The sequence below is a fragment of the Shewanella baltica genome (assembly GCF_900456975.1).
In the GTDB taxonomy this organism is placed as follows: Bacteria; Pseudomonadota; Gammaproteobacteria; order Enterobacterales; family Shewanellaceae; genus Shewanella; species Shewanella baltica.
Genome location: NZ_UGYM01000002.1, coordinates 79,138 through 92,097, shown reverse-complemented (window position 1 = coordinate 92,097; position 12,960 = coordinate 79,138). Strand labels below are relative to the sequence as shown.

General features: G+C 46.7%; 6 protein-coding genes. All 6 read right to left on the bottom strand.

The features are described from left to right. Positions 1-91 precede the first annotated feature (91 nt). On the bottom strand, positions 92-4,564 hold the full coding sequence (locus DYH48_RS00425; RefSeq protein ID WP_115333759.1) for an EAL domain-containing protein: 4,473 nt from the start codon (positions 4,562-4,564) through the stop codon (positions 92-94). Between the two features lie 139 nt (positions 4,565-4,703). After that, positions 4,704-6,131 (bottom strand): dihydrolipoyl dehydrogenase, encoded by a 1,428-nt coding sequence (gene lpdA / locus DYH48_RS00420; protein WP_006084361.1) that lies wholly within the window; start codon positions 6,129-6,131, stop codon positions 4,704-4,706. Between the two features lie 147 nt (positions 6,132-6,278). Further along, on the bottom strand, positions 6,279-8,273 hold the full coding sequence (gene aceF, locus DYH48_RS00415; RefSeq protein ID WP_115333758.1) for a dihydrolipoyllysine-residue acetyltransferase: 1,995 nt from the start codon (positions 8,271-8,273) through the stop codon (positions 6,279-6,281). Positions 8,274-8,285: 12 nt separating this feature from the next. Continuing rightward, positions 8,286-10,952, bottom strand: a complete 2,667-nt coding sequence (gene aceE / locus DYH48_RS00410; RefSeq protein ID WP_115333757.1) for a pyruvate dehydrogenase (acetyl-transferring), homodimeric type — start codon at positions 10,950-10,952, stop codon at positions 8,286-8,288. 81 nt (positions 10,953-11,033) lie between these two features. Next, on the bottom strand, positions 11,034-11,786 hold the full coding sequence (pdhR, locus tag DYH48_RS00405; protein WP_006083345.1) for a pyruvate dehydrogenase complex transcriptional repressor PdhR: 753 nt from the start codon (positions 11,784-11,786) through the stop codon (positions 11,034-11,036). A 239-nt stretch (positions 11,787-12,025) separates the two neighbouring features. Next, entirely contained in the window at positions 12,026-12,877 is an 852-nt protein-coding gene (gene ampE, locus DYH48_RS00400) for a beta-lactamase regulator AmpE (RefSeq protein ID WP_115333756.1), read from the bottom strand. Between the last annotated feature and the right edge of the window lie 83 nt (positions 12,878-12,960).

The window sequence follows — 12,960 nt, the reverse complement described above, 5'->3', positions numbered from 1 at the left end:
TATATCTTGCTCGTATGGCCTATCGCCAATACAAATATCAAGGACGCATGATCAAACATAAGCGAGCCGATAATAGGTTATATGGTCTAGCTTAATGCTCAATAGCGAAGATTCTGTTATCTGTTTCTAAATAGCGTTCAAAATCATCCACGCACATAGGCTTAGCAAAATAATACCCTTGAATAATATAACAGCCGCGGCTAAATACTTGCTCTAACTGCTCGACCGTCTCAATCCCTTCGGCAACCACATTTAATTTAAGGTTACGGGCTAATTCAATAATACTGCTCACAATCGCCTGATCGGCCTTATTGGTGGCGATATCAATCAAGAAGGAGCGATCGATTTTTAAGGTATTCACCTCAAAATGGCGTAAATAAGCCAGAGAAGAATAACCTGTCCCAAAGTCATCAATGGCAACTTCAATCCCCAAGGATTTCAATCGCGAGAGATGATCTTTAGCGACGTGCAGCTCTTTCATCAATACGCCTTCAGTGATTTCTAAGCCTAAAGACGATGTCGGCATTTGGGTTTCATGCAGAATTCTTTGTATGTCTTCAATAAAATCGGGCTGCCTGAAATGCACCGCTGAAATATTAACCGACAACTTAAAGGTAGCGCCATAACGCTTTGCCCAATATGCTCCCTGCACACAGGCTTGCCTTAACACCCAGCGGTCAATATCGACAATTAAACCGCAGGCCTCGGCGACTTTGATGAAAATATCGGGACGAATAAAACCATCCTGCGGATGTTTCCAGCGAATTAATGCTTCCATTCCTATGAGCTTATCGTTACGCAAAATATCAATTTGCGGCTGGTAATAAAGCTCGAACTCTTGCCGCTCTATGGCTTTACGTAAATCGGCCTCAAGCCGTAAATGATAGAGGGCTTGGGCATTACGCTCAGAGGAATAATATTGGAAATTCCCCCGTCCTTCTTCTTTGGCGTGATACATAGCAAGATCGGCATTCTTGATAAAGGCCTCGGGTTGCATTGCATCATCGGGCCAAATACTGATGCCAATACTGGTCGAAATATAAAACTCACGACCATATAACTTAAAAGGCGCCACAATTTGTTCCAGCAGCCGCTCGGCAATGTGGTTTATCTCGTCAATACTGTTGGCATTTCTGAGTAAAATCACAAATTCATCGCCGCCAAAGCGGCAGAGCATATGCTCGCTAGCAATACAGGATTGTAGTCGGCTTGAAGCTTCGACCAGTAAGGCATCGCCCATGCTATGACCATAGGAGTCATTAACATGCTTAAATCTATCGAGATCCAAGAACAATAGCGCCAATTTCTCGCCCGTTTGCTGCGCGGCCTGAATAGACTGTAATAGGCGACTAGAAAATAAGGAGCGGTTTGGCAATCCCGTAAGCACATCGTAATTGGCTAGGCGGCGTAAATCGGCTTCGGTTCGTTTACGTTCGGTAATATCCGAGAATACCACCACATAATGGGTCACTTTCCCGTTGGCACTTTGCATCACAGATACGTTTAACCACACGGGACAAGGTTGCTGACTGGCGTTAATTAACTCACGCTCGCCCGTCCAAGACTGGCTATCACTGAGGAGTTGCTTGATTTCCGATGCCAAACCGTCATTCATCTGTACAAATTGGGTAAAAGATTGGCCAACTAAGTCAGCAGAATCGATGCCGATAATTTGCTGTGCCGCGTAATTCGCCACGCGAATACTGCCTTCGACATCTAAAATCAGTACACCTTCAGATGTGTTACCAAACGCTTTTGCCAGTAAATTCACTTCATCTTCTAACTGGCGTTGCACGGTAATATCACTATAAATACCCGCGACCCGCTCAATCTCATTGGAGTGCTTATTACGGGCAACGGGCCGCCCTCTTACCCTTAACCAGCCCCAATTACCGTCTTTGCGCTGATAACGATACTCGGCTTCGAATCTATCTATCTCCCCCGATATCATACTATCCCACTGAGCGAGCGCTTTTTCCCTATCCTGTGGATGCACAGGCAACTCTGCTAAGCTCACAACAATCTCATTGGCATGGGTACCGAGAACGGCACCGCGATTATCAAGATGAAATGCCTGAGTATTTTTATGCCATTCCCAGAGATCCGAGTCACTACCGCGCAAAGATTGCCTCAGCCTGTCATCACTCTCAGTTAATGCCAGATTCATCAGCTTAAAGGTATTGATCTGGCGTTGCCGATACCAAGCAAGACTTAAGGCAATAATAGAAAGTAACAGCAGTAAAATGCCTTTAAAACCTTGAGATAACCACCAATGCTGCTCAACATAAAAGGGATAGGTAAAAGGTTTATCGGACCATATTCCATTGACCTGACTCAAAATATCTAAAACATAACCACCTGCAGCTAAACCTGCGAGGTTAATCTGCGACTCCCCCTGAAGCAGCACATAATTGCTCTCTTCATCTTGAGAGCGTAATCGGTATTTAAATTGGATGGGCGAATCATCGAGATAATCTAAGTTAGTGATTTGAAAACTGACCATATTGGCTTCGGGTTTTATGGTCATCAGGTTGCGCGGCAACAGGGACACTTCGGTCGTGTTGTTATAGTACACAGAGACAGATTCAAGCATCACATGGTCATCGGTAATGCGATTGGCCAGCCTATCGACATCGAGTCGCATCACGCCCTCGGGCGTGCCTAAGTAAAAGCCTGTTTTAGGTGAGTAAAAATAGGCGCCTTCGTTCATCTCATCGGAAATTAAACCATCGAGCTGATTGAACATAGCAATCTCGCCCGTTTGGATATCCTGTCGCACCAAAGAATCCGAGCAGCCCACAAGATTAGACTTGGGCGTTTTTTGAATAAAAAACACTGAACTACAATTTAATTGCCACTCGGAGGTCAATGAAATTAACGATCCCGTTTGCTGATGGTATTCAAATAAACCTTTTTCATAGGAGCCAAACCAGATCACCCCAGGTGACATTTCTTCAATGTGACTGACCGTGGGTTGTGCAGCAAAAGCATTAAACAACTGCCGCTGATCATGAAACTCATTTTGGCTGTCGATGTAACCAAAGACTTTTTTACCGCCCACCCACAAACGACCGTCGGAGGTGCGATAAATAGTGCGGATCACGGGGCGCTTAGGGCCGTCAAACTTGTTCGATGACTTATCAATATCAAAGGGCTGAGGTTCGTACAGTCCCATTTCCCAAAAATACAGCCCTGTTGTCGTCGCAATCCAAACACGTCCTTTCAGTTTGGGGTCACGATAGGTTTTATAAATAAGCTTATTTTTAAAATCATCATTGCCGTGAGTCCATTTAGAAAAGCTACTGCCTTGCAAAGTGTCTTTATCGACAACAAAGAGGCCGCTGGTCGTCGATAACAGTAAATAATGCCCCTCAAACGCACTGATATCGTAAATACTTTCATGGGGATTAAATCCCTCAATTGGCACGTTAAACGCTTTGCTACTGCCTTTTGCAATAAAATCTAAACTGGAAGAACCTAACCAAACCCCTTCATCACTGGCATGCACTGACCAAGTCATGGCATCGCTCAGTTGATAGGGTTCATCGCCAGTATAAGTATCGAGGATGAAATCAGGCTGTGACGCCAATAAAGCCAATCCATCGCCTGAGCCTCCGACCCACATCAAACCTGCATCATCAAACAACATGGCTTTCAGCGTTTCCATGTTGGCCTCAGCCTTCAACTCTTTTTGATAGTTTTCAATCTGCCGCGTTTCGGGCGACCATTTCAATAAGCCGATACGACTAGAAAACCACAGATCCCCTTTAGCATCCTCAATGATCACTGTGCTCCAATCGGGCAATTCTGGCACGGGGATAATTTGCCTAGAAATTGGATCTAATTGATAAACGCCGCGTCCGGTCGCAATCCAGAACCTATTTTGAGAATCCTCTAACATATCGAGAATACTGCCCATAGATTCGGTCCAAGAGTATTGGAACACTCGCTCGCCATTTTGCTCCAGCAACTCTAATTGCAAGGTTCCCGCGACCAGCATTTGACCGTTAGGCATGACCAGCAATTTGCGCCAAGGAAGATCGCGATTAACTGGCAACTGAGTAATGAGGCGCAGTTCGGACTTTGAAGGGGAGAATTCATAAATCTGGCCATTATCAATTAATAATCGCCATGTTTTACTATTCTTTCGGGCTGCCGAGACCAGCGCACCACCGGGAAACTGCGGGAATAAATAGGGAGAACCAAAGGCGGTAAATTGATTTTGGACAATATCGTAGAGGTAAATTGCGGCGTTGGTGCTAACCAATAACTTGTCACGGTCGATGTTTACTACTGAGGTTAAAAAGTCATCTGACAGTCGCGATTCGGTGCCGATTTTATCGATACGCCGCACCTTAGAATTACTAACTCGATACAAGCCCTGCTCAGTTGCGGCCCATACAAAACCGTAATCATCTAAGGCCAAGCCTCGGATACTGGTGACCGCTAAACCGTCCCTATCAGTAAAAACTCGCTGCACAAAACCGCCCGCCCAAGCCGAGTGGACGCAAGTCAATGAAAGGATGAAACATGTCAGAATTGTTCTAATTATTTTTGTTTGCATGTGACGGCTTACTTCATACCATAGTTGTACTGTAGCAGCTCAATCCTATCAATTCATCCGCTTGTTTACATAAAAGTTACAAAAAAATACAGGCAATAAAAAAGCGCTCAAATGAGCGCTTTTTTAATCGACAGCTAAATTACTTTTTCTTTGCCTTTGGGTTTGGCAAATCAGTAATAGAACCTTCGTACATTTCAGCCGCTAAGCCCACTGATTCGTGCAGTGTTGGGTGAGCGTGAATGGTTAATGCTAAATCTTCAGCATCACAACCCATTTCAATCGCTAAACCGATCTCGCCTAACAGCTCGCCGCCGTTAACACCAACAATCGCACCACCGATTACGCGATGAGTGTCTTTGTCGAAAATCAGTTTAGTCATGCCTTCACTCGCATCAGATGCGATAGCGCGGCCGCTTGCTGCCCATGGGAAAGTTGCTGTTTCGTAAGCAATACCTTGCTCTTTCGCTTCTTTCTCAGTTAAACCAACCCAAGCGACTTCTGGGTCAGTGTAAGCAATTGATGGGATCACTTTTGGATCGAAGTAGTGCTTCATGCCAGCGATAACTTCAGCCGCTACGTGGCCTTCGTGCACGCCTTTGTGAGCCAACATAGGTTGACCAACGATGTCACCAATTGCATAGATGTGCGGTACGTTAGTACGCAGTTGCTTATCAACCTTGATAAAGCCACGCTCATCAACGTTAACACCTGCTTTTTCAGCATCTAACGACTTGCCATTAGGTGCACGGCCAATTGCTACTAAGACTGCATCGTAACGGACAGCTTCAGTTGGTGCGCTCTTACCTTCCATAGAAACATAAATACCGTCTTCACGGGCTTCTACCGCTGTGACTTTAGTTTCAAGGATCAGGTTGAATTTCTTCTTGATTTGCTTAGTGAATACGCGAACAACGTCTTTATCAGCTGCTGGGATCACTTGGTCGAACATTTCAACCACGTCGATTTCACTGCCTAAAGAAGCGTACACAGTTCCCATTTCTAGGCCGATAATACCGCCGCCCATCACTAACAACTTGCCTGGAACTTCTTTCAGTTCTAATGCGTCAGTCGAATCCCAAATACGTGGATCTTCATGCGGAATGAATGGCAGTTTGATTGGGCGAGAACCCGCAGCAATGATAGCTTGCTCGAATTGAACCACTTTGACAGTGCCATCTTCAGCAGTCACTTCTAGCGTGTTAGGGCCAGTGAATTTACCAAAACCGTTAACCACGTTAACTTTACGCATTTTGGACATGCCGCCCAATCCGCCAGTTAATTGGCCAATGACTTTTTCTTTAAAGCCACGTAACTTATCTAAATCGATAGTTGGCTCGCCGAAAACCACACCGTGAGCAGCAACGGCTTTGGCTTCTTCGATAACTTTAGCAACATGTAATAGGGCTTTAGATGGGATACAACCCACATTAAGACACACGCCGCCTAAAGTGCTAAAACGTTCAACGATAATGGTTTCTAGACCTAAGTCCGCTGCACGGAAAGCCGCAGAATAACCTGCAGGACCTGCACCTAATACCACTACCTGAGTTTTGATTTCGTTACTCATGTTTTCCTCTAATTCTCATTCAATCCGTTGGAGGAGCTATCCTGCCAACCGAAAATGCGCCAGCGCGTAAGGTGGGCGCATTTTAACCTGTGTTTGATACTGATCACAATAAACAAAAGGCCACTCAAGATGAGCAGCCTTATATGCTTACAGAACCAAAGTACGAATATCGGACAGAATTCCTGACAGCGTCACACTAAAGCGTGCAGCCATAGCACCATCGATCACACGGTGATCGTATGACAGCGACAAGGGCAACATCAATTTAGGTTCGAACTCTTTACCATTCCACTTAGGCTTAATTTCAGATTTAGACACACCTAAAATCGCCACGTCTGGGTAGTTAACGATAGGCGTAAACGCTGTACCGCCAATGCCACCTAAACTTGAAATAGTAAAACAGCTACCTTGCATGTCAGCAGATTTCAGCTTGCCATCACGGGCACGGATAGAGATGTCAGCCAGTTCACGAGATAACTCGATAATGCCTTTCTTATCCACGTCACGCACGACTGGCACAACCAAACCGTTTGGCGTATCAACCGCCACACCAATGTGGAAATACTTCTTCTGGATCAGTGATTCGCCATCGCTACTTAAGCTTGAGTTGAACACTGGGAACTGTTGCAACGTTTTAGCCACAGCTTTTAGCATAAACACTAAAGGCGTGATCTTGTAATCGGCTTTCTTCTTCGCCGCTACATCGTTTTGCTGCTTACGGAACTCTTCCATTTCAGTGATATCAGCTTCATCGAACTGAGTCACGTGCGGAATAGTTACCCAGTTGCGGTGTAAGTTAGGGCCAGAAATCTTCTGGATACGGCTTAATGGAATTTCTTCCACTTCACCAAACTTACTGAAATCAACTTTAGGTGCTGCAATCACTTGCAGACCGCCGCCGTTACCTGAACCCACAGAGGTTGCCGCAGTCGCTTTCGGACGAGACAGTTCGTATTTCACATACGCCTGAACGTCTTCTTTCATAATGCGACCTTTACGGCCAGAACCTGTCACTTGGGTCAAGTCGACACCAAATTCACGGGCTAAACGACGTACCGCAGGAGACGCATGTACCGCACCGGTAGACACAGGTGTACCTGCGCTTGGATGGTGTGGCACTGGAGGACGGCTTGCAGGTGTTGGGGCAGCAACGGGCGCCGCGCTCACTGGAGCAGGAGCTGCCGCTTGAGCAACCGCTGCTGGAGCTGCACCCACTGTGACAGTTTCAATCGTTGCAATAACGCTACCTTGAGAAACCTTGTCACCCACTTTAACAGTCAAAGACAGCAGTTTACCGGCGAATGGCGCAGGCACTTCCATGGTGGCTTTGTCAGTTTCAAGGGTAATCAAACCTTGGTCAGCAGTGATTTCATCACCGACAGACACGAGCACTTCGATCACATCGACATTGCTGGCATCGCCAATATCCGGCACTTGAATTTCTTTTACCGCAACCACACTTGCCGCTGGTGCAGCAGGTGCTGCGGCCACTGGCGCTACCATAGCGGCAGGAGCCGCTTGGGCAGCAACAGTTGGCGCGGCTGCAGGTGCAGCGCCGCCCACTTCAAGCATGATGACTAAAGAGCCTTGCGACACTTTATCGCCAACTGCGACTTTAACGTCTTTAACCACACCCGCGAAAGGTGATGGCACGTCCATGGTCGCTTTGTCTGTTTCTAGGGTAATTAAACCGCTATCCACTTCAATCTTGTCACCGACAGCAACCAGAACTTCGATAACCGACACATCAGTGTCGCCACCGATATCAGGTACAGTCACTTCAACCACTTTGGTTGCGCCCGTCGCAGCAGCAGCCACTGGGGCTGGAGCCGCTTGAACTGGTGCAGATGCTGGTGCCGCCTGAGCGGGTGCTGCAACTGGAGCCGGAGCGGCAGCTGCCGCGCCCGCCGCTTGCATCATAGCAATCAAAGTACCTTCAGATACTTTATCGCCCACAGCCACTTTCAATTCGGCTAAAACACCGGCGAAAGGCGCTGGAATATCCATAGTCGCCTTGTCGCTTTCGACGGTAAGAATCGATTCTTCTGCCGCTAGGGTATCACCCACAGCCACACAAATTTCGATCACTTGCACTTCATCGCCGCCGATATCAGGAACAAAAACTTCTTTTAATTCAGCCATTTTTATTGCCTCTTACGCGTACTGTGGATTGATCTTGTCAGCGTCGATACCATATTCTTTAATGGCTTTTGCTAACACATCGACAGGCAGCTCTTTGCGATCAACCAGTGATTTCAGTGCCGCAATAACGATGAACTTAGCATCCACTTCGAAGTGGTGACGCAGATTCTCGCGGCTATCTGAACGACCGAAACCGTCAGTACCTAACACTTTGTAATCGGTAGGAATGTAAGCACGTAACTGTTCGCCGTAAATCTTCATATAGTCAGTCGCTACGATTGCAGGTGCATCACTTGAAATCACTTGGCTGATATAGGCTTGTTTTGGCGTTTCGGTTGGGTGCAGCATGTTCCAACGTTCAGCGGCTTGACCATCGCGAGTCAATTCGTTGAAGCTAGTTACGCTAAATACGTCGGCAGTAATACCGAAGTCTTTCGCCAGTGCTTGCGCCGCTTTACGGGTTTGTTCAAGGATAGTGCCACAGCTCATTAACTGAACTTTGCCTTTACCTGAGCCCGCAACCGTTTCTAACTTATAGATACCTTTCACTATGCCCACTTCCGCGCCTTCTGGCATGGCTGGTTGCTCATAGTTTTCGTTCATTGTGGTCAAGTAGTAGAAGATATCTTCTTGATTCTCGCCGTACATACGACGGATACCATCTTGTACCACAACGGCAATTTCGTAACCGTAGGTTGGATCGTAAGAAATACAGTTAGGGATAGTGTTCGCCAATACGTGGCTGTGACCATCTTGATGCTGTAAACCTTCGCCGTTGAGCGTTGTACGACCTGAAGTACCACCGACTAAGAAACCACGAGCACGCATGTCACCCGCTGCCCAAGCCATGTCGCCAATACGTTGGAAACCGAACATTGAGTAGTAGATGTAGAACGGGATCATAGGTGTATCGTTGACAGAGTAGCTTGTCGCTGCCGATACCCATGAAGACATAGCACCGAGTTCGTTAATCCCTTCTTGCAATACTTGACCGGTTTTATCTTCACGATAATAAGCCACTTGGTCAGAGTCTTGCGGTACGTATTTTTGGCCTTCGTGAGCATAAATACCCACTTGACGGAACAGACCTTCCATACCGAAAGTACGGGCTTCGTCAGGAATAATTGGCACAATGTTTTTGCCAATTTTCTTGTCTTTCAGCAATGCTGTCAGCACGCGAACGAATGCCATAGTCGATGAAATTTCACGGCCGTTTGAGCCCTGTAAAATCGAATCGAAAATCTTCAGTGACGGCACTTCCATCTCTTCAGTGAACTTTTGACGACGTTGTGGCACGCTACCATGCAGCGCTTCACGACGGCTCATCATGTACTTCACTTCTTCAGAATCTGGACCTGGGTGATAGAAAGGCAGATCTTCTAACTGGTCATCAGGGATCGGGATATTGAAACGATCGCGGAAGTAACGGATAGACTCAACGCCCATCTTCTTCACGTTGTGAGCGATGTTTTTACCTTCACCCGCATCACCTAAGCCGTAACCTTTAACGGTTTTCGCTAGGATAACTGTTGGACGGCCTTTGGTTTTTTGTGCATGTTCCAGTGCAGCGTAAACTTTAACTGGATCATGACCGCCACGGTTTAAGCGCCAAATGTCATCATCTGACATGTTAGCAACCATTTCGGCTGTTTCAGGATACTTACCAAAGAAGTGTTCGCGCGTATAAGCGCCACCTTTGGCTTTACAGTTTTGGTATTCACCGTCAACGGTTTCTTCCATTAACTGCAGTAGTTTACCGCTGGTGTCACGGGCCAATAATGGATCCCAGTAACGACCCCAAATCACTTTCACCACTTCCCAGCCTGCGCCGCGGAATTCGCCTTCAAGTTCTTGAATGATCTTACCGTTACCACGTACAGGGCCATCAAGACGCTGTAAGTTACAGTTAACGATGAAGACTAAATTATCTAATTCTTCACGGGCCGCTAAACCGATAGCACCTAAGGCTTCTGGCTCATCACACTCACCGTCACCTAAGAAACAGTAAACAGTTTGTGCTGAACAATCCTTCAGACCACGGTCAGTCAGATATTTTAAGAAACGCGCCTGATAGATGGCTTGGATTGGACCTAAGCCCATAGAAACCGTTGGGAATTGCCAGTAATCTGGCATCAGTTTTGGATGTGGGTATGAAGACAGACCCTTGCCATCCACTTCTTGACGGAAGTTAGCCAGTTGGTCTTCGCTTAAACGACCTTCTAGGAATGAACGCGCATAAATACCAGGGGCGATATGGCCTTGGAAATACACGAGATCGCCACCGTCTTTTTCATTCGGTGCACGGAAGAAGTGGTTAAAACATACGTCATAGATAGTCGCGCTTGAAGCGAAACTTGAGATATGGCCGCCCAACTCTAAATCTTTCTTAGAACCACGCAGAACCATAGCTAAGGCGTTCCAACGGATGATAGCGCGAATGCGACGTTCCATCTCTTGGTTGCCAGGCATGTGCGGCTCTTGACCCGCAGGAATAGTGTTCAAGTAAGCCGTTGTGGCATTGTAAGGCAAGTGAGTGCCATTACGACGCGCTTTATCGATCAGCTTCTCTAGTAAAAAATGCGCGCGCTCTGGGCCTTCCTGTTCCAACACGGCTTGCAGGGCATCAACCCATTCCTGAGTCTCTAATGGATCTACGTCTTGTAGCATATCTTCAGACATGACACTGTCCTTCTCTATATACATGATAATGAATGGTGTTTGCGGCATATTCCGATTTAGCAGGCAGCTAAACTACAGAACTTAAGCGCCACTCTTTAAACGGCGCAAGCTTCGCTGCAACCGGCTATCTTCTTCCCGCACAGATAACATCACCTCTTCGATGTAACTTAAGTGTTCATTCGAGGCTTCTCTGGCGGCTTCGGGATCACGACGAACGATGGCAGCGAGCAAGGCCCGTCTGTGATCGTTAGCCATAGTAGAAGCTTCTTCGCGGCGGCTTAAAAGCTCCAAGTTTTGCGCCACATTTTGATGCAGCACAGGGGTTAAACTGAGAACGAGGTGTAACATAGCCACGTTATGTGACGCTTCGGCAACGGCACGATAAAAACGCACAATGGCGGCGGCTTGTTTTTCAATATCGGTGGCGGCTTCCACCTCGAGGATCATACGTTTGATATTTTGCATATCGGCGTCAGTACCACGCAGCGCCGCAAAATAAGCCATCATGCCTTCTGTAGCATGACGAAACTCCAGCAAGTCGTATTGACTCTCTGGATCAGAATTCATAAGTTCAACGATAGGATCGGCAAGGCTCTGCCAGAGTTGCTCTTTGACATAAGTACCACCGCCTTGGCGGCGCATTAACAGTCCTTTTGCCTCAAGCTTTTGGATAGCTTCACGCAAAGAAGGTCGAGACACTTCAAACTGGATCGCCAGTTCGCGTTCAGGCGGTAACTTCTGACCGGGCTGCAAACTGCCCTCTAAGATCATCTGCTCTAATTGAGCCATGATCACATCAGAAATTTTTGGCTGATTAATTTTACTATAGGCCATCAGGCGCTCAGCTCCGTTGTAAATTGGTCTTACCAATTTTTTTGAGTGAGCGCACTTTATCAAATCAGCGTTTTGATGTCCAGATTGAAGATCACTCCTTAAAAGCGATCTCGATCGAAAGCACTCACGAAGAGAGAGCATAGCGGAAAAAAATGTCTATGGGGTCAGACCATTTGACAGTGCTGAGCTATCTCAGCTCAGACTGCCAAATTCAGCTATCGCTGTGACGCTGATATTGCTTAACTCACCAATCCAAAAATGGTCAGCAGTGATAGTACCGCGACGATAAGTGTAAAGTTGCGTTTACTCAGTACTAATAATGCCAAGGTTGACTGTACACATATAGGTGCACTTGCGACCTCAGGTAAAGGTTGCGCTGCCAATGCCGTCTCAGCAACCACAGTGCGAGCACTGGCATTTAGAGTCAAACCATGATGGCGCCACGCAGCTAACCCTTCGCTAAATTGGCCACTTAACGCATATCCAAAGGCAAAGATGCGGCTAGGCAACCAATCCAATACACTAATCACTTCATTGACTAAGGGTAGCTCTAGAGATTTACGGGCATTTTCTTCAGCATAGAAACGCACAGTGCAATACAACACGGCGCCGACTGGCCCCAGAAAAATGAAGAACAAGGCAACGGCGCCGTAATAACGATAGTTAATCCAAGCGACACTTTGACCCACTTTGGCGCCAAGGTCTTTCTCGGAAACCGCATCCAAACACTCGCTACAATCGAGCTCAGCGGCATAATGGTAACAAGCTTGGACGTCAGAACGACAAGCCGCTTGCATATATTTCTTGAAAATATCACGCTGTTTCTGATGGTTAAAACAAACCACCGCTACGACAATCCATAGCGCTAAACTTAATAAGCCCCAAAACATCCCCGCCACTAACCAAGACAACACATACACCAACAGGGCTGGCAGCACTAACGCCAGCGCCATCATAACGCTCGTCAGTGAGGCTTTATCACCAAAAAACGTCGTTTGGTAGGACTGCAGTAAACGATCAAATTGCCATGATGAAGGAAGAAATTTAAGTCGCTCCACTAAAATGGCGACCAAGAGTGAAAATAATGCCATGGGCTGTACCTCTATAATTTGTCCATAAATAGTCTAGGTTTGTGTGAAATACGTCTAAAATCCAAAAACCTAAGAGCGCAACG